This is a genomic window from Kitasatospora sp. NPDC057198 (genome assembly GCF_042670125.1).
In the GTDB taxonomy this organism is placed as follows: Bacteria; Actinomycetota; Actinomycetes; order Streptomycetales; family Streptomycetaceae; genus Kitasatospora.
Genome location: NZ_JBHUWH010000019.1, coordinates 1 through 17,452 on the forward strand (window position 1 = coordinate 1; position 17,452 = coordinate 17,452).

Genomic DNA, 17,452 nt, shown 5'->3' on the forward strand with positions numbered 1-17,452 from the left:
CGCAAGACCGCGCACGCCGAAGCGATGATCAAGGTCGCCATGATCCGCCTCATGGCCGCCCGCCTCGCCGGCGAGGAGATCGAGCCACACGGCCCTATCGAGACCGAAGCAGCCCGCCGCCTCGCCGACGACCTCAACAATCAGTAGCAGGCCAATTACCCCACACTTTCTGAGCCGCACGGGCTGTGCGCTGTACCTCGGCGTACCGGCGGCGGTGGATTTTCGCGATCACTCCTTCGGGCAGGCGGAAGACGAAGTTGCGCCCCTCGTGGAGGAGTCGGGCTCCCGTCGGGTCGAGACCGGCGAGCGCGGTGGCATGGTGCAGGGCGGTCCGGGCGATGCGGACCGGGTGCTGCTGGGAAGGGCGGGCCGGTGCGGCCGTGCTGGTACCGGGGGCGGGCATGAGGGGGTGTTCCTTCGGGTGAGTGACGGGTGCCGCCCCGCGCCCGTCGGGGCGGGGCGGCACCTCCGGATCAGTGGCGGACGGCCTTGACCTTGGCGTTCATCACGGCCCACAGCTTTCGGCGGTCCCAGCGGGTGACCTCCGGGAGGTGGTCGGAGAGCGCCTGCGCTTCCGGTGTCGCCAGGATCTCGGCGCTGATGAGCGTGGGCAGCAGTTCCTCGGTGACGTAGGTCCGGTCGATCGGTCCCAGGCCCGCGGGCGGCAGGTCCTTCTCCGGGATGCGCTGCCTGTCCTTGTCGGGCCCGTGCTCGGTGGTGGGCCGGTCCGCGCCGGCCTGCCCAAGGACGGTGGCCGCGTGTCCGCCCACCCACACCATGTGGCGGTAGGTGAGCATCCGGTCGGCCCGGTCGTCGGGACGGAAGACGCCGTCGTCGCCGAGGACCGAGCGGTCCAGGGCGTAGGCGCGGTCGGCGACGTTGTCCATGGTGAGCGGGGCGCGTCCCTGCGGCCAGGAGTTCCAGTCGCCGCTGATGAAGCCCAGGCGCAGGTCCTTGACCATGTTGGAGAGCACCGAGCGGAGTTGGTCGCTTCGCTGCTCGGGGTTGCCGAAGTTGGCGTGGATGGACGCGGCCGAGAGCTTGCGGCGGCTGCGGGCTCCGGTGTCCGGGTGGAGCAGGTAGAGCCGGACCGTGGCGGGGCGGTGCCGGATCTCCTCCGGGTAGTGCGTCCAGTCTCCGGAGGGCTGGAACACCTCGGGGTCGTAGAAGATCACGTTGCGCTTGCCCGGACGGACGTTGGGCGCCTCCACGAAGGCCAGGCCGAGGCGGGTGCCGACCTGCTGGGCCTGGTCCGGCAGCAGCTCCTGCAAGGTGAGCAGGGCCGGGCGGATGCCGCTGGCCTGGACGCGATCCTCGATCAACTCCAGGAACTCGGAGACCTTCCTGCCGTGCTGGATGTTCCCGTTGACGTGCTCAATGACGTCGCTGGGGAGTGGTGCAGTGCTCATGCGGGTGCCTCTCGGTGTCGGGTCCTACTGGAAGGCGCGCCGGGGAATGCGCCGGACCGGCGGCGGTGCCCGGGTCCGTGGTCGAACGGACGGCCGGGTCACGGCCGCGATGGCGAGAGGGACTTGGCGGCGGTGTTGGTGATGACGGCGGTGGCCAGGGCGAGGGCGGCAGTGATCCGGTCGTCGTGGTCGGTCGTCAGGGTGGCCGGGCCGCCGACACCGCACTCGGCGGCGATGGCCGCCAGCCGGTGGCGCTGTTCGGCGGGCAGGCCGTCGGCCAGGCGGTGGCGGGCGAGTTCGCGGGCGCTGTAGCCCTCGGGCGCGGCGAGCGCCCGGCCGACTGCGGCGACGTAGACGCCCGCGGCGTCGGGGAGCCGCCCGGCGGCGGTGGCGAGGTCGGCGACGGTCAGGGCCAGGCGGGTGTCGAACACCTCGCTGCCCTCCCACGGGGCGACGGCGGCGTGGGCGCGGAGCAGGGCCTCGGCCTGCTCGTCGGCCGGGGCGCCGTCGAGCAGCGTGCACGCCACGGTCAGGGCGGCGGCGATCGCGGACTCCCACTCCTCCTCTACGGGGAGGTTGCAGGCCAGGGCGCGGGCGAGGGCGGTACGGCCTTCGAGGGCCATGGCGACGGTGGCGACCTGGCGAGCCTCGAAGAAGCGGGTGCCGGGGGCCGGGGACTGCTTGAGGTGCAGGTGGGCCTCAGCCCAGCGGCCGTCGCGCACCAGCGCGCGGGCCCCGTCGAAGACCCGGATGTCGTTCAGCCACGTGCGGACGTCAGCGCGGTCGGCGCTGCTGGCGGTCAGCCCGGCGAGGGGGATGATCAGGCCGCCGGGGAGGGTGGCGTCGTCGTTGTCGGCGACCGCGCGCAGCAGCTCGTCCAGGACGGCGAGCGCAGCGGTGCCGTTGCCCGCGCGCAGTTCGAGGTGGGCGAGGTTGACGAGGGGTTCGAGGGCCAGGCGGGCCAGGTCGGGGGCCAGCGGGCGGTGGGCGAGGTAGAAGCCGGCGTGGTTGTGGCACAGCACGCGGGCCAGGCCGGGCAGGCCGCGGTCGGAGGCGAGGAGCGCGGCGCGGTTGTGGACGGTGGTGGCGGTGACCGGGTTCCCGGTGTCGGCGGCCTGCCGGGCGAGGTCGGTGAGCTGCTGTACCCGCTGCTCCAACGGGGCGGCGAGGGCGTGCCTGCGGGGGACGAGGGGCAGGCGGGCGAGGGCGTCGCCGAGCGGGCCGGTGGGCCGGGCGGTGCGCTGGGTGGTCATCGCAGCACCGCCTCGTCTGAGCTGACCAGCTCCAGAACCGCACCCGCGGCGGCCGAGGCAAGGGCGGCCTGCTGCTCGTAGGGCAGGCCGAGACGGTTGGCGGCGAACAGCTGATGGTGGGCGAGGACCGCGCGCTGCCCCCGCCACAGCTGGCCCTCGTCGGCCAGCGCCCGCAGGGTCAGGCCGTAGACGGCGAATGCGCCGAACCAGGGCGCGGCGTGGGCGAGTCGGCCTTCCAGGAGGGCGGAGCCGGGGGTGGTGTCGGCCCGGAGCAGGGTGCGGGAGGCGTCGACCAGACGGCGGTTCGAGGCCGGCTGCTGGGGGCCGTCTGCGGACCGGTTCTCGGCGACCTGAGCCCAGGTGTCGCCGATCTCGTACCAGTCGAGTCCGGCGCCGCGCATCGCGGCCGTACCGAGCAGAAGCCACAACTCGGCCCGCTGGTCGGTCAGTTCGCCCCGGTGCACGGCGGCGAGGTAGGTGAGGGTGTGGCGGCTGTCCTGGTGGAAGAGGCGGTGGGCGGCGGGCAGGGCGGCGTGGCCGCCGAAGGCGTAGGTCTCCGGCTCGTAGATGGCCGGGGTCCAGTCGTCGATCATGCCTGCCTCGCGGCACATGTCCAGGACCTCGTTGACCGCGGCCGCGGTGGTGACGGCCTCCAGGGTGCCGGAGGCGGCCTCGCGGTAGCGCAGCCGCCAGCGGTCGCCCTTGCGCAGGAAGTGCCAGCAGCCGATCAGTCCCTGGTCTTCCAGGGCTATCAGGGCGGGCCCGAGGAGCCGGACGGCGTGCTCCTCGGGGGTGTCGGTGGCCAGGTGCAGGTGGACCTGCGTCCAGGCGCGGTCGCCGGTGGCGAGCACCAGAGTTCTCCTTTGGATCAGACGAGCAGCAGCAGGGCGTCCCAGCCGGTGCCGGGGTCTTCGGCGGCCAGGGAGCAGCGGGCGAGGGCGATGCCGGCGGTGCCTTCGAGCAGGCCGTGGCCGGTGGCGTCGGTGCCGGGGTCGGGCAGGCTGCTGGCGGCGGCGAGGATGCGCAGGGCGATGTCGTGGTCGGTGCGTTCGGCGAAGCGCCGGGCGGCCAGGCGGACCCCGGCGGTGCCGTGGCAGACGGTGCCGTCGGTGAGGCTGTGGGTCTGGTCGGGGTCTTCGAGGGCGTCGAGGAAGGCGGCTTCGGCGGTGCGGGCGCGGTCTGCATCGCCGGTGGCGCGGGCGGCGTGGTGCAGGGCGGTGGCGATGCCGGGGGTGCCGTAGCACCAGGACGGGCGCAGCGGCTTCGACTGCCGGGTGCACCCCTGGTCGGCTTCGGCGGCGGTCAGGGCCTCGGGCCACCAGGCGCGGGCGGCGCCGTTCTGCTGCCAGGCATCCATCCAGTCGAGGATCCGTTCGATCGCCTCCAACTGGCCCGGGACGCGGGTGCCGTCGAGGTAGGTGAGGGACAGCAGGGCGAGCGGGCCGGGGGTGCCGTGTGCGATGCCGAAGTTGCCGTGCCCGCCCGGGTAGCGGTCGTCCTGCTCACCGCTCGGTGCGAGGTGAGTCCACCAGCCCGAGCGTCCGTGGACGGGAAGGGTGATCCGTACCAGGTAGGTCAGCACTTCGCGCAGCAGTTCCTGCGAGCGGCGGGTCCGCAGGTGCGCGCCGAGGCCGGTCAGGCCGCCGAGGAGATCGAACTCGTGGAATTCGGGCCGCTGCGCGGTGTCGATGCGGTGGTGAGCGGCGGCCAGGCGCTGTTCCACCACGTGCTCCACTGCGGAGTTCAGGCCCGTGCGCGGCTGGTGGTAGGTGCGCGGCCAGTGGCTCGCGGCCAGGTGCAGGATGTGCGCGACGGCGGGCGCGCCGTAGAACACGGAGGCCCCGGTGAAGGAGTTCACGGGCTGGCTCACGCACGCGGTGATCCACTCGTGCGCGGTGTCCCAGCTCCCCCGGCCAGTGGCGGCACGCTCGATGTGCAGCAGCGCGGTGGCGAGGCCGCCCTTGGCCAGGGACTGGCCCCACTGGGCGGAGGCGTCGGCGGGTGGTGCGAGCAGTTCGGCGGTCGTGCCGGTTGTCCTTCTCTGGCAGGGTCGGTACGGGCCTGGGCGGTGCGGATGAGGGCGGCGGCGCGGGCCAGGCGGTGGCAGGTGCGCTCGCTGAGCGGATCGAGGCCGACGGCGCGGGCGTGGTGCAGGTGCAGCAGCGAGCCGAGGACGTCGCCGGGCTCCAGCTCTCCGTCCCGGTCGAGCGCCGTGCGGTAGTGGGCCAGTTGCCGCCCCCGCACCTCCCACTCCGAGGCGAGCGCGCGGCCTTCCCCGGTGAGCGCCAACCGGTTCGGGCGGTCGGCGAGTTCGGCGGCCAGCCGCGGCGCAGAGTGCGGTAGCGCGATGTTGCTGTGCCTGGGTATCCGCTCCAGCAGCCAGGCGTGGCCCGCGTCGAGGCCGAGCAGCGCGGCGGCGAGGTCGAGCATGCTCGCCGCCGTCACGGTGGCCGGATCGGTGGAGGTGGCGCGCTGGTAGGCGAGTTGGGCCAGCACCGCCCGGGAGTCGAGGGAGAAGAACTCCTCCGCCGCCCGGAGCGCCGCCCCGCGCCCGTACCGGCCGGACTCCGGCAGGTAGGTGTCGAGTTCCATCCGCGTCAGCAGGCCCTCCTCCCGCATCTGCTCCGCCCACCGGCCGATGCGTTCGGAGGCCAGCGACCACGCGGCGACGGCGGAGACCGGGATGCGCAGGCGCACGTGCGGCTCGGGGTCGGTGTGCCGTAGGAACCACCACTGCGGCGGGACCACCCAGCCTTCGATCAACCCTGGGACGCGGGAGAGGAGTTCGTCGGCGCGGCGCGGGTTGCCGAACAGGCGGGCCGACAGCCACCCGGACGCGCCGGGCAGGTGCCCGGACCGGACGGTGACCGGCCTCCCAGGGCGGGGACGGGCGGCGGGCAGCGGGGTGCGGGTGGAGTGCAGCTGCACGGTGACCTCGTGGGCCCGGCCGCACCACCGGTCGTCGCCCGCCTGCGGGGCCTCGATCAGGATCGCGGTCGGCTCGCGCAGCAGGTGATCGCGCAGCAGCACCAGGTGCTCCGGAAGGCGCAGGTCCAGCGGCAGCCGCAGGTCGTTCTGCGACAGGTACACCGCCGCCGGGACGTTGTACCGGGCGATCCACTCGCCCGCCGCCAGCCGCCACTCCTCCCAGGGCGCGTTCTTCCCGGGCAGGTCGGCGGCGGGCAGGTGCCAGCGCGCCGCCGACAGCACCACCTCCCCGTAGCGCACCCGCGGCAGGTAGGGCAGCCGCCCGGCCGCGCCCCAGTTGAACGTGGTCAGCCACGGGGTGTGGGCGTGGGTGATCTCGCACAGGAACCGCACCAGCGGGTCGGTGTGCACCCGGAAGTCCACCGCGTTGAGGACCCGCACCTCCACCGGGCGGCGGTCGGAGAGCCGCACCAGCCACATCCGCCGCCCGTCCGCACACACGCCCAAGTCCTCCAGCCGGAGCACCGAACCGATCTGCGGGTACTCGCCCAGCGACAGCAGGGGCAGCAGCGCCGGGGCCCGGGCCACGTTCTCCGCTCGGGCGTACAGCGGGGGCGCCGAGATCTGCACCACCAACACGTTGGCCCGCAGCGGCGGCACGGCGGCGATCGCAGCCTCCAGCTCGCGGCGGCACTCGGGCTCCAGCAGGTACAGGAACCGGCCCACGGTCGTGCCCGCCCCGCGCGGCACCGCCTGCACCACGGGGGCAAACTGCGCGGCCCCATGGGTGAACGGCCCTACACCGTAGGCCGAAAGCCGCACTGTCAGCTCGGCGTGCGGCTGCACCGCCCCGTCGGGCACCGGGTGCGGGGCGAGGCGCTCCAGCAGCGGGCCGTGGAGGTCGACCTGGTCCAGGCGCTCGACGGTGGCCATCTGAGCCAGCGCCAGAAGCTGGGCATCGCGCGGGCCGAACTGCGGCGGCACGTCGGACAGTACCGAGTCCCGGTAGCGGGCGGGGAAGCCCATCCCGGTGTCCGGGTTCACCAGCTCCAGCACCGGCACCACCGCGCCGGGTCCGAACCGCTCGGCGAACCGGCGGTGGTAGTCCACCCACACCGGGTGCCCGTTCGGGAACGGCGACAGCCGGGTCAGCACCTCGGCCGCGCCGGCCACCAACGACGCCACCCGCCGGGGCAGCACCGCGGGACCGGCGTCCAGATGCAGGTCCACCATCAGCGGCGACGGCCCGTCCGGGACTCCGCCCGGTTGGCGGGTCAGCTGCCGGGTCAGCCGGGTTCGCAGGGTCTGCTGCTGCGCCGGGTCGTCCAGCTCGTTGTGCCGGGCCAGCTGCTCGCGGACCGTTCGAAGGGTGTTGCAGGTGGCTTCGGCGGCGGGGACCTGGTCGAGGCCGGTGGTGCGGGCGATGGCGAGCAGGTGGCCGAGCGGGTCGGTCGCGGTCGTCGGCAGCCGCAGGATGCTGATCAGGAAGCCCTGGCGCACCAGCTCGCCGAGCATCGCGTGGACCTTGTCCGCCGGGGCGGCCGGGAAGCGGGCGGCGAGTTCGCCGAACGTCACCGACACAGGGCCGTCGGCCGCCTCCAACACAGCCAGCATCGGGGCAGTGGCGCGGACGGACACCTCCGCCGGTTCCCCGTCCTGGAGGTTACGGGTCACCGGCAGGACGACGCGGCCACCGCGGAGCACCCGCAGCTGGTTGGCCGTCACCGGCAGCAGATCACCGACCGCTTCCTCCAAATCCCGCACCACACCGGCCAGCCAGCGCGCATCCGGCCGCGCCACCGCCCGGGACGCACCCCAGCGGGGCGTGGCGGCGTGCTCGCCGAAGGGCACCGCGGTCACCCCGGCGAACAGCCCGAAGGGTGTCGCCCGCTGCTGGCGCAGCGCGTACTGCATCACCGAAGCCGTCAGCCGACGCAGCCGCCGCCGGGGTACGTGGTCGAAGTTGAAGACCACCTCGCGCACCCGCGCGGCCAGCTGCGGGCCCGCGCCGACCTCGACCGCCGCGGCGAAGTCGGCGTCCGACCAGACGTGCTGGAGCCAGGCCCGCCAGTTCGCGGTGGCGTGGGGGCCGGTGTCGGCCAGGTCGGGCCACCAGGACGGCCCGGCCCCGGCCGGGCGGGCGGCGGCCCGCAGCAGGGCCGGTCCTGCGACGGCGTACACGGGTATTCGCCTCGATTCCGGGAGATTCAGGAGGTTTCGGGAATGCCGGGGCCCGGCGTGCGGCGGCTTGACGGCCGCACGCCAGGCCCGGTCACACAGGGAGAGGGGCTGTCAGACGTTGCCGCCGAACGAGGCGCAGGCCGTGCCCGCACAGGTGGCGCCACAGCCGTCGTCGGTGGAGCGCAGCAGCGCGGCCACCGGGTCGGCGCCCTCGACGATCGTCACGTCGAGCTCGAAGTCGTCCGCCGCGGCGGTGCCGGTGAGGGTCTGGGTCATGGTGCTTCCTCCTTGAGTCGGTGGTGCAGGACCTGGCCGCGGACTACGGCCAGGAGATCGTGAGCCGGACGTGGGTCTTGTCGACGACCAGCCCATCCGGGAGCTCGTCGTTGGGGGTGCCGATCGGCTGGGCGGTGAAGACCGGGCCGCTGCCGGTGCGGTGGTCGCGGTCCCACTTGCGCACCTCGGTGTTGATCAGGGCGGCCAGGGGCCCGCCCTCGGGGCCGAAGCCGTGCGCGCCGAACTCGAACGTCACCGGGTCCTCACTGATCTTGCGCAGCGCGAGGTAGGCGAGGCTGCCGCCCTCCACGATCACCGGGCACGCCATCCGGTTCGCCGGGGCGACCGTCCCGGTGTCCAGCTCCGGGTCCACGGACATCAGGCCGAACCCGGGCAGCGAGGACGCCAGCCACAGGTACAGCGAGTCGAACGGCTCCTGGGTGCCGACCGCCACCCCGGTCCACCACTCCACGCGGGGCGTGTCCAGCACGCCGCCCAGACGGCTGGTGTCCGGACGCTCCAGCTCATCGAAGCGCAGCCCGATCTCCTTCGTGCCGCGCGGCAGCACCAGGAACTCGTCGTGCGCATCCGTACCCTGGATCTTGACGAAGCCGGAGACCGTCGCGGACACGCTCACCAGCCGCTCGCCCTCCCGACGGAAGGTGATCGAGCGCGTCAGCCCGTGCATCCGCAGCGGCACGGTGATCGTCCCGCCCTCGACCAGAGCGCCAGTCCACGCCGGCGGCAGGTCCCACGCCCCGACCGTCACAACGATCCGGTCGAACGGACCGCCCTCCAGCGGCCCGGAGCCGTCCGCCAGCACCACCCGCACCCGCTCGTACCCGGCCTCCGCGAGGCACTTCTCCGCGCGGTCGGTGACGAACGGGTCGATGTCGACCGTCACCACCTCGCCCTCCGGGCCGACGAGTTCGGCCAGCAGCGCCGCGTTGTAGCCGCCCGACCCGACCTCCAGCACCCGCATCCCCGGCCGCACGTCCGCCTGCTCCAGCATCTGCGCCTGGATCCGCGCAGCCGACACCGAACTGACCGCCAGCCCGTGCCCGTCCCGCTTGGTCACCAGCGCCCGCTCCGGCTCGTACGCCTCCGCGACCGGAACCTCCGGGGCGAACACGTGCCGAGGCACGGCCAGCAGCGCGGCCGCCACCTCGTCCGTACGGATCGCGCCGCTGGAGCGCAGCGCCTCGACCATGGCCGTGCGTAGCTGGTCGGGAGAGGACTGGCCGGTCGTTTCCGCCGTGGCGGTCATCGCAACTCCTACTCGTCGGCCGCGGCGAGCGCGGCGCTTCTGTGCGGGGGACGTCGGGGCGTCCCTACTCCAGGCCGATGCATGTCGGCGCGGCCCGGGAGATCATGTGCTGAGTCAGACGGTCATGGCCGACCACAACCGGCCCGGTAGGCGGGGCTCCGCTCCGGTGCTGGCCCCGGCCGAGAGCACGTACACCGTCTGGTCAACGAGCAGCGTCAGCGCGAAGTCCTCGCCGAACACCATGGCGGCCATCGCGGCCTCCTGCTCCTCGGCGATCGAGAAGACCTGCCGGGCCCAGTGCGCGTCCTGCGGGTCGAACTGCTCCGCCATCTCGCGCAGCCTCGTCACGATCCACAGCGCGGCGACCCGCGGGGAGGACGCCTCGAACGTGGCAAGGACCATCCGGCGCCCTGCCCCGGGCGCCAGCGCCGTCACCTCGCACCAGTACGCCTCGCCCACCCGCTCCGTCTCGGCGAAGGCCGGGCCGGGCCGGGCCGCCGGAATGGACCGGGGGCGTCGCCCAGCGCGGCAGCAGCCCGGCGCTGGAGAACGCCGGCGCGACCGGCGCAGGCGCGCTCGACCGGCCAAGCCGCAGCGCGCGGAGTAAGGCGCGCTTCACCGCGCCCGGCCGTCGTGCCTTCATGCTGCTGCCCTCAACTGGCCCTGGTGATGGACCTTGGCCCACACGATCTTGTCCTCTCCCGATCTCTCCACGCCCATGGCCGCCGCCAGGTCCCGCACGAGCAGCAGTCCCCGGCCGCCTTCCTCGCGCGGCACGAGGGCCGTCTGCGGCATCAGGTCCGGTCGACCGTCCACCACTTCGACCCGGCAGCCGTCACCGACCTGCCTCAAACGCACCAGGACGCCGCGGCCGGGGACCACCGCGTGCACCACGGCGTTGGTGACCAGCTCGGCCACGATCACCAAGAAGTCGTCCACCACCTCGCTGTCAGGCTCCCAGCCACAGTCCGCGAGAACTTGCCTCGTCCAGCGACGGGCCGCTCCGGCCGACTTGGGGTCGGTCGCGAACTCCCGCTCCGAACAACGGTGGTGACTTTCCGCCAGTCCGAATGGGTGACTCTCGCCCTGAGTGGTGTTCTGAGGTCTGTCGGCGAGCATGGGGACTCTCCTTGAGGCGACGAAACAGGCATGTCGCACCTTCGACCCCGGCCATTGGCAGACGGTCTGCAGGAGCGGGGCTGCCGCTGTCTGACGTTCAGTCAACGCCCGTGCTAGTGCTCTGACCACATAGGTTCGCCGGGTCGGTCGGCCGCAGTGGGCTGGCTGCCAGCGGGCGCCCTGGTTGCCACGGAGGCGAGCGTGTTCTTGGGTCTAACCTGGCTCCGTGACGCAGCAAATGAGCACAGTGGTCCTGATGTGTGGTCTTCCGGGAGCAGGCAAGACCACCTATGCGATGGAGCTGGTGCGACGCGGTTTCGCTCGGTTGTCCATCGACGAGGTGGTCTGGCAACGACTCGGGCAGCGTGACGCCGGCCTGGTACTGGAAGCCGGGGCATTCGACCAGCTCAAGGAAGAAGTCCGCCGCGAGCAACGCCAGGAGCTGGTCGAACTGATGCTGGCCGGGCGCGACGTGGTGGTGGACTACAGCTTCTGGAGTCGCGCCGCCCGCGACGACTACAAGACGTTGATTGAAAGCCATGGCTGCCGCTGGGAGCTGGTCCACCTCAAGGCCGACCGGACCACGCTGGAGCGTCGCCTTGAGCGACGCAATAGCATGGCAGGCGCCAACTCTGTCACCGTGGATGAGACGCTGTTCAACCGCTACGTGGCCAACTTCGAGGAGCCCAGCGGAGAGGGTGAGCGGGTCGTCATGCAGCTTTCACCTTGAAAACCTGAAGCTGCTCGACGGGGAGGGGGCGTCCGCCCCATCTGATGCCTTTCTCGCTATGGATGCGGGCCCGTTCGCGGCGTTGGGCGGCGAGGACGTCGGGGTGGCGGGCGTTGGTGTTGCGCCAACGGAGGTAGGCGTGCAGGGCCCGGGTCTGGACGGTGTGGTTGCGATGGTTGGAGTTGGCGACGGTGAACTGCCGCAGTGGCCCGAAGTGGGCCTCAATCGGGTTGGCCCAGGACGCGTAGGTCGGGGTGAAGCACAGCTCGACGCGGTTCTTCCTCGCCCAGCGCCGGATTTTCTCGCCCTTGTGGGCGGACAGGTTGTCCAGGATGACGTAGATCGGGGCGCCGTCGGGTCGGGCCGCGCGGATCGACCTCAGTGCGGCCAGGGTGTTCGCGGCGCCCTTCTTGCGCCGGTTGACGCCCCACAGGATGTCGTCACAGGGTGTCGTCACCGGCCGAGTAGCAGCCGTGGAAGTAACGGACGCCGTGGGTGCGGTGGTAGGTTGCGGGATGCCGCTCGGGCTGGCCGGCAGGTGCCCAGCCGGAGCCGGCGATGGGGCGGATGCCGAGCGGGCCGAACTCGTCGAACGCGAACACCCGGTCCGGGAACCGCTCCAGGACCTCTTCGATTCGGTCGGGCTCGGTATCACGCTCGGGGTCCGGGGAGTCCTTCCAGGTTTTGGTGCGCTGGAAGGTGATGCCGCGGCGGGCGAGCAGGCACCGTAACGCCTCGCGGCCGATCCGGATCACCCGGCCGTGGACTTTCCGCAGGTAGGCGGCGAGTTTGCGGATGGACCAGCGGGTGAAGGGCCGGCCGAGTCTGGTCGGTCGGGTGGTGGCCGTCCGGACGACGAAGTCCTCGTCGTCAGGACTGAGCAGGCGGGGACGGCCTCCCGCCCACCGAGGGTCCAGAGCGGCCAGGCCGATCTCGTTGAACCGGTGGATCACGTCCCGGACGGTGTCCTCGTCGGCCTGCACCAGTTGGGCGATCACCGGGACCCGGTTCCCGCCGGCCGAGGCCAGCAGCAGCATCGCCCGCCGGAACCGCACCGAACTGGTGGAGCCCCGGCGCACGATCTGCTGCAGCTTCTGCCCCTCCTGGTCGGTCAACCTGCGCACACGGACAGGCTCAGCCACCACACCCCCAACGATCGGATCAACGGACGCCACCGCACATCCAACCGCCACGACCACCAACCCGGCGAACCTTCCCGGTCAGGGCACTAGTCGCTACCCGCGACGACATCAAGGCCGAGATGCACAGTCAGCGAGAACAACACGGCTGATGGCCCAGCGCCCCTGCCTCACGGTCGGGGCACTTGCATGGCCCAGGTAGCAATCGCGGCACCCACCCGCATGCGCCAGTTACGGAGGAGCCTGAAAATGAAAGGACATAGTTCCTTCAGTCCTCCGTGGGGTGAGGACATGATCACCGATACCTTGGCAGCTTCGTCGTCCAGCTCCTCGCCGTGGTGGCTGACCCTCTCACTTACCCTGGGAGGGATGATCATCACATTCCTTGGCACCTATCTGGTCGCCAGTAAGCAGGCAGATACCCAGGTTAGATTGAAGAGCGCCGAAATATCCGCAGCCAAGGCACAATCCCTGAGGAAAGAAAAACTGGATTCGTTCAGCGCATTCCTCAATGCATCCGATTCAACTTGGCAACTCTCGAATGACTTCCTCGTGAAATCGCGCACAGGGTCGCTTGGTGAGTACCGCGAAGAGTCTCGCGAAGTGGTGACAGAGCTAACGAGATCATATCTGGGCGTCCTCGTGGCTAGTTCACAGAAGACGAGAGACGCTGCGACGAAGTATAAGGAGACTCTGAGTCTCCATCTCCAGAGGGCGGCCAAATCAGAGTGGCAAGACGATACCGCTACTGACCGCAAAGAATTGCTCGACGCCATGCGAGAGGAACTTGAGGGCGATGCTGCAACCCTGGGGCCAGCACAGAAGTAGTGCAGCCGAAAGTGAATATTCCGCACGACGCTTGAGGCCGCCCATAAAGAGCGCCCTTAAAATAAACTAACCCACCCGAGTCGCGTTCTTCCTTACCCATGCAAGAAAGTCCCCCTCGGAGGCGAACGTCTGATAGCGCACTCTATCGAATCCGTTATTGTCAACCACGGTTGCATTTCTCATACCGCCATCCGTTTGAAGATCTCCAACGGCCTGCCAGCCGGTATTCTTGTCAATCCACATAAAGGTTCCCATTTTGGCCTCCGCCGCACGAATGGGATCTTGCGAAGAACAACATCGACAAGGGGATTCGAACGGACTGCTCGCAAACTGTGACCCCTACGCCGTATCTCAGGCTACTGCTGTCGGACCATCACCACCCCTGGTGGCGGTCTGCCATCGGCTATCGGACTAACCGTCGTCATCGCTGGCGTACACCTCCTCGGCGTACCACTCGCCGGGGCCGGCCAGGATGACGACCTCGGCTTCGTCCAGGCAGCCGATGCCGGTTCCGGGTACCGCAAGGACGCGGGTTACGGGGATGTCGCCGCTGATCAGGTAGCCGTTGACCTGCCTGCCCTGGGTGGCGAAGTCGTGGGCGACGTCCTCGTCGGTGGTCGCGGAGGACAGGGGGCGCAGTGGCAGGTCGGTGACGCTGCCGTCGCCGTCGAGGTCTTGGAGGTGCGAGTCATCGTAGTCGCCGGTGAAGCCGCGGTGGACGGTGACGTGGGTGACGCCGATGGTGGCGAAGTGCTGCTGGGTGTTCTCCCACATCGCGGTGAGGAAGGCGTCGAGGACGTGGCCGTGTTCGCAGGTGATGCGGTCGGTCTCGGCGGTCAGGTCGTCGTCTCCGTGGTCCCAGTCGAGGGTGTCTTCGAGGTAGAAGGTCCGCTGGGCGGCTTCCTGGAGGGCCAGGGCGTTGGGGTCGTGGTCGTTGGCGGTGGAGGCCCAGCCGTTGGCGAGCCGGGAGACGGCCTCGGCCCGGACGAACTGCTGGTACTCCTCGGCGTTCATCCGCTGGTAGCCCCAGGGGTCGCGGCGGGTGCCGCTGTCGAGGTCGGCTTGTTCGACGTACTCGGCGTACCCGCTGGTGCCGGACTCGGCGCGGTACGCGGCGAGGTGGCCGTCCCGGACCCGGGTGAGGCGGTCGCGCTGCTGCTCCGACAGCAGGTCGTCCAGCACCGAGTTCATCGCCTGCGCGAGCGAGTCGCACATGGCGGCCTTGACCGTTCCGGCGGACCGGTTCCTGCTGCCGAGGAGGTCGGCCGTGCTGACGCGCTGCCCTTCCGTGCGGGTGCCGGGGAGGGCGACGTGGCCGGCTCCGGCGTGCTCGGCGAAGCGGCCTTGGTGGTCGCGCGGGTGCCGTTGCTCGTCCCACGGCACGGCCTTGTGGCGCAGCCGCAGGACCACGGCCGGAAGGCGCTGCCGGTCGGCTCCGTCCGCATCCCGGGGCAGTGGGCCGGGGTGAGCACCGCGGGCCGGGGTCAGGCTGGGCTGGCCGGTCACTGCGCTGCCTCCCAGCGCCAGGTCCCGGGCCCGGCGAGGATCACGACTTCCGACTCGTCCAGGCATCCGAGCCCGGTGACCGGGGCGGCGATCACCCGGGCCGCGGGGACGATCCCGCTGATCACGATGCCGGGCCCCTCGGCGGTGGCGAAGCCGTAGGCGATGTCCGGATCGAGGGAGAACGCCGACAGGGGGCGCAGCGGCGGGTCGGCGACGGTGTCGCCGTCGGCGGCCCAGTCGGCGGGCGGGCGGCCGTCGGGGGTGGCGATGCCCCGCCACACGGTCAGGTAGCCGAGTTCGGCTTCGGCCAGGTGCGTCTGGGTGCGATCCCACATCGCGGCGAGCATCGCCTGCAGCCCGGCGCCGAAGTCGGCGCGGTGCTCGGCGGTCTGCTGCGCGATCTGGTCGACCATCGGCCACTCGGCGACGGGCTGCAGACCGAAGTGGTCGCGGGCCGCGTCCTGGAGCGCCAGCGCCGGGGCGTCCTCGTCGTTGGACGTCATCGCCCACGTGGCGACGACCCGGTTGACCGCGTCCCTGCGCAGCAGACTGCGCGCCCGGTCGGCGTCGACCTGCTTCCAGGAGGGCTCGGCGGCCGAGTTGCCCGGTTCGGCCATGTGGACGAGGCCCGTCGCCGGGTCCTCGAAGGCGTGCAGCTCGCCGGCCTTCACCCGGTCGAGGGCCGCCCGGTCGGGCCCGGTCAGCAGGGCCTCGTCAGACAGGTGTCGCAGATCGCCGGTGAGCCCGTCCACCACGTTCGACTTGTACGCCTGGGCGACCCGCTCGCTCTGCCCGTCCCGGAACACCAGGCCGTGCTGCTCCTCGTCGAACCGCAGCTCGGCCCGCGGGGCTCGGGACGACTGGCCGGCCCCAGCCCGGATGCGCTCCAGCAGCGGATCGAGTCCGGCCCCGGGCACCTCGGCGAACCGGCCGCGGCCGTCGCGCGGGTGCTGGTGCTCCTGGAAGGGCTGCTTCTTGGTGCGGAGTCGCAGCCGGACGACCCTGGCGATGACGAACACATGCTCCCCTCCGGTCTCGGTGGAGGGGCAAGCGTCCCGTTCGATGTGCTTAGCGTCAGCTTCGGCAACTACGGTTGTCTGAGTAGCGCAGAGGTTGAGAGGCGAGGGCCATGGCGATGCCCTGTTCGTGCGGGTCGGAACTTCGTCCGGAGTACAACTACTGCCCGGGATGCTCCCGGCCGCTCAGCCCCGCCATCACCGTGGAGGACCTACCCGGCAGTGTGGTGGGGCAGTCGTTGTGCCACACATTCCGGGCCCTGTCCGCGCGGACGTTCGAACTCCTTGCCCAAGACCACTTCGACGGGGGCCGTCTGGTGCCTCACGAGGACGATCTGACGCGGCTGAACCTGATCGATCTGATTCGCCTCCACGAAGATCAGCTCAGCTCGCACCGCTTCATTGCGAAGGAGGAGGCGCAGAACGGCTCGGACTGGCAGTGGTGGCTTCACTCTGGGGATGTCGGGATCGGGTTGCGAGTGCAGGCAAAGCGGGCTGGCCGCGGCGGTGCGTTCAAGTTCGACGCCCCAGCCGGCTCCACGGGCCGCAGCCAGTGTGACGCGCTGATCCAGACAGCCGACGAGGACGGCATGATTCCGGTCTACGTCCTGTACAACCACCGGAACTGGGTACCTCGGAGGAGGTCCGGCACAGTCAAGAGCTGCATGCACGGGTCTGGGCAGCAGGCCCATCTGGGCTGCACGATCGTGTCTGCGCGGATCGTTCAGGCTGGCCTCGACCACGGCTACAAGGGCTACGCCAGAGCACGAGATCAGAGCGTGCCGTGGCACAAGCTGTTCTGCGAAGGACCGGAGAACAGTCTCCACGGTCTGGACGCTGCAACGCTCAGGTTCCAGCGGATGGACCGGGAGGGCGCGGACGCTGTTCGATGGGCGGACGAAGCTGCCGCTGCCAAGAAGGAGAAGGCCAAGGCCGAGGCGTCCAGGGTGAAGGCGGGAGGGAAGCCTATGCCCGACCGCCCCTACGAGGAGCGCGTAAGGACGCTGCCCTTCCCTGAGCTGCACGTCACGGGGCTGGATACGGGAGGTCTTGAAGTACCGTTCGATGACGGGCTGTCTTCTGGGTATTGGCCGTTCTCCGAGGTGGTGTCGGACGAGTTCAGGGGTGCTGCTGCTCCACGGCGGCACCGCTTGCCGGACTACGTGAAGGACCTGATCGCGGGCCGGGAGATCGAGCAGCCGGACGAGCGGGTCAGTTGGGTGGTCGCCATGGATCTGGGCGAGGGTCAGGGCAAGTCTTCCTGAGCTGCTCCGCGCGGAACTCCTGCTTCGGGGTCAGGTGATTACCTGACAGGGGCAGGGTGGATTCGATAGATCTATGCGGGTGAACGACGACTCTACGCCGCCCGGCGAACCACGCGAGGACAGCGGGTCCACCTCTTTCTCCGAGTCCGTGAGGAACTGGTACCAGCGGCACAAGCCGAAGATTCGCATCGCACTTGGCGTCGCCCTGACCGTAGGTGTGGGCGTGGTCGCGGCTCTGGCTACCCAGCGCCCCGAGGGCGAGAAGTACGAGGCTGAGAACGTCGAGGCACCAGTCCCGAACCATGACACGACGGGTGCCTTTCGTCAGTCCGCCCTCGATCCTGACCGCGACCCATTCCTCCGCAGGCTCCCCCCTGGTCAGAGCCCCAGCGAGGCAGCTAAGGCGAGATACAGGGAGCTGACGGGCAACGGACTCCCGCCCGGCTACACCGTGGTCCGCCGGTGGTTGTTCCTGGGCTCGGAGGACGAGGGCCCCGACGAAGCTGCGGCCTGAGTACCTGGCGGGCCGTTGGAT

15 protein-coding genes and 2 pseudogenes are annotated in these 17,452 nt (G+C 70.8%); 5 read left to right on the plus strand and 12 right to left on the minus strand.

Annotation, left to right across the window (positions count from 1 at the left end):
• Positions 1-147 (plus strand): annotated as a pseudogene (locus ACFUEL_RS04140) (IS5/IS1182 family transposase); the annotation flags it as partial.
• Between the two features lie 326 nt (positions 148-473).
• Here the strand turns inward: ACFUEL_RS04140 and ACFUEL_RS04145 are convergent.
• The 9 genes from ACFUEL_RS04145 to ACFUEL_RS04185 all read right to left on the minus strand — a co-directional run bounded on the left by ACFUEL_RS04145 (position 474) and on the right by ACFUEL_RS04185 (position 10,433).
• Positions 474-1,409: a hypothetical protein gene (locus ACFUEL_RS04145; protein ID WP_380234411.1), complete on the minus strand. Its 936-nt coding sequence runs from the start codon at positions 1,407-1,409 to the stop codon at positions 474-476.
• Between the two features lie 98 nt (positions 1,410-1,507).
• Positions 1,508-2,662 (minus strand): hypothetical protein, encoded by a 1,155-nt coding sequence (locus tag ACFUEL_RS04150; RefSeq protein ID WP_380234413.1) that lies wholly within the window; start codon positions 2,660-2,662, stop codon positions 1,508-1,510.
• Positions 2,659-3,513 carry a thiopeptide-type bacteriocin biosynthesis protein gene (locus tag ACFUEL_RS04155; RefSeq protein WP_380234414.1) on the minus strand — a complete coding sequence of 285 codons (855 nt, stop codon included), beginning with the start codon at positions 3,511-3,513 and terminating at the stop codon, positions 2,659-2,661. Before ACFUEL_RS04155 ends, ACFUEL_RS04150 begins: the two co-directional genes overlap by 4 nt.
• A gap of 17 nt (positions 3,514-3,530) precedes the next feature.
• On the minus strand, positions 3,531-4,631 hold the full coding sequence (locus tag ACFUEL_RS04160) for a lanthionine synthetase C family protein (protein ID WP_380234446.1): 1,101 nt from the start codon (positions 4,629-4,631) through the stop codon (positions 3,531-3,533).
• Positions 4,529-7,771: a lantibiotic dehydratase gene (locus ACFUEL_RS04165; protein ID WP_380234415.1), complete on the minus strand. Its 3,243-nt coding sequence runs from the start codon at positions 7,769-7,771 to the stop codon at positions 4,529-4,531. Before ACFUEL_RS04165 ends, ACFUEL_RS04160 begins: the two co-directional genes overlap by 103 nt.
• A 111-nt stretch (positions 7,772-7,882) precedes the next feature.
• A complete protein-coding gene (locus ACFUEL_RS04170) occupies positions 7,883-8,047 on the minus strand; it encodes an FxLD family lanthipeptide (protein WP_380234416.1) in 165 nt (54 codons plus the stop codon).
• A gap of 43 nt (positions 8,048-8,090) precedes the next feature.
• The gene (gene fxlM, locus ACFUEL_RS04175) at positions 8,091-9,314 is read right to left on the minus strand and encodes a methyltransferase, FxLD system (RefSeq protein WP_380234417.1); all 1,224 of its coding nucleotides are present in this window, start codon (positions 9,312-9,314) and stop codon (positions 8,091-8,093) included.
• 114 nt (positions 9,315-9,428) lie between these two features.
• The gene (locus ACFUEL_RS04180; RefSeq protein ID WP_380234418.1) at positions 9,429-9,716 is read right to left on the minus strand and encodes a hypothetical protein; all 288 of its coding nucleotides are present in this window, start codon (positions 9,714-9,716) and stop codon (positions 9,429-9,431) included.
• Positions 9,717-9,953: 237 nt separating this feature from the next.
• Complete coding sequence (locus ACFUEL_RS04185) at positions 9,954-10,433, minus strand: ATP-binding protein (protein ID WP_380234419.1); 480 nt, start codon at positions 10,431-10,433, stop codon at positions 9,954-9,956.
• A gap of 226 nt (positions 10,434-10,659) precedes the next feature.
• On the opposite strand from ACFUEL_RS04185, the gene ACFUEL_RS04190 reads away from it, so the two are divergent.
• Positions 10,660-11,163: an AAA family ATPase gene (locus tag ACFUEL_RS04190; protein ID WP_380234420.1), complete on the plus strand. Its 504-nt coding sequence runs from the start codon at positions 10,660-10,662 to the stop codon at positions 11,161-11,163.
• Here the strand turns inward: ACFUEL_RS04190 and ACFUEL_RS04195 are convergent.
• Positions 11,144-12,305: pseudogene (locus tag ACFUEL_RS04195) on the minus strand (IS630 family transposase). The gene ACFUEL_RS04190 and the pseudogene ACFUEL_RS04195 sit on opposite strands and share 20 nt — an antisense overlap.
• A 366-nt stretch (positions 12,306-12,671) precedes the next feature.
• Between ACFUEL_RS04195 and ACFUEL_RS04200 the strand changes: the two are divergent.
• Positions 12,672-13,130: a hypothetical protein gene (locus ACFUEL_RS04200; RefSeq protein ID WP_380234421.1), complete on the plus strand. Its 459-nt coding sequence runs from the start codon at positions 12,672-12,674 to the stop codon at positions 13,128-13,130.
• A 411-nt stretch (positions 13,131-13,541) separates the two neighbouring features.
• Here ACFUEL_RS04200 and ACFUEL_RS04205 read toward each other — a convergent pair whose 3' ends face one another.
• Complete coding sequence (locus ACFUEL_RS04205) at positions 13,542-14,636, minus strand: hypothetical protein (RefSeq protein ID WP_380234422.1); 1,095 nt, start codon at positions 14,634-14,636, stop codon at positions 13,542-13,544.
• Positions 14,633-15,655 carry a hypothetical protein gene (locus tag ACFUEL_RS04210; RefSeq protein ID WP_380234423.1) on the minus strand — a complete coding sequence of 341 codons (1,023 nt, stop codon included), beginning with the start codon at positions 15,653-15,655 and terminating at the stop codon, positions 14,633-14,635. The genes ACFUEL_RS04205 and ACFUEL_RS04210 overlap by 4 nt, the downstream gene beginning before the upstream one ends.
• Positions 15,656-15,765: 110 nt before the next feature.
• On the opposite strand from ACFUEL_RS04210, the gene ACFUEL_RS04215 reads away from it, so the two are divergent.
• Together ACFUEL_RS04215 and ACFUEL_RS04220 are read left to right on the plus strand one after the other, a co-directional pair.
• Positions 15,766-16,917: a DUF6615 family protein gene (locus tag ACFUEL_RS04215; RefSeq protein WP_380234424.1), complete on the plus strand. Its 1,152-nt coding sequence runs from the start codon at positions 15,766-15,768 to the stop codon at positions 16,915-16,917.
• A gap of 79 nt (positions 16,918-16,996) precedes the next feature.
• Positions 16,997-17,431 carry a hypothetical protein gene (locus ACFUEL_RS04220; RefSeq protein ID WP_380234425.1) on the plus strand — a complete coding sequence of 145 codons (435 nt, stop codon included), beginning with the start codon at positions 16,997-16,999 and terminating at the stop codon, positions 17,429-17,431.
• The last annotated feature ends 21 nt before the right edge of the window (positions 17,432-17,452 follow it).

What these genes read in the sequence shown, in the direction of transcription:
- ACFUEL_RS04170 (WP_380234416.1), bottom strand. Translation starts at nt 8,047, where the DNA reads ATGACCCAGACCCTCACCGGCACCGCCGCGGCGGACGACTTCGAGCTC.
- ACFUEL_RS04180 (WP_380234418.1), bottom strand. Translation starts at nt 9,716, where the DNA reads ATGGTCCTTGCCACGTTCGAGGCGTCCTCCCCGCGGGTCGCCGCGCTG.
- fxlM (WP_380234417.1), bottom strand. Translation starts at nt 9,314, where the DNA reads ATGACCGCCACGGCGGAAACGACCGGCCAGTCCTCTCCCGACCAGCTA.
- ACFUEL_RS04200 (WP_380234421.1), top strand. Translation starts at nt 12,672, where the DNA reads ATGATCATCACATTCCTTGGCACCTATCTGGTCGCCAGTAAGCAGGCA.
- ACFUEL_RS04150 (WP_380234413.1), bottom strand. Translation starts at nt 2,662, where the DNA reads ATGACCACCCAGCGCACCGCCCGGCCCACCGGCCCGCTCGGCGACGCC.
- ACFUEL_RS04215 (WP_380234424.1), top strand. Translation starts at nt 15,766, where the DNA reads ATGGCGATGCCCTGTTCGTGCGGGTCGGAACTTCGTCCGGAGTACAAC.
- ACFUEL_RS04145 (WP_380234411.1), bottom strand. Translation starts at nt 1,409, where the DNA reads ATGAGCACTGCACCACTCCCCAGCGACGTCATTGAGCACGTCAACGGG.
- ACFUEL_RS04185 (WP_380234419.1), bottom strand. Translation starts at nt 10,433, where the DNA reads ATGCTCGCCGACAGACCTCAGAACACCACTCAGGGCGAGAGTCACCCA.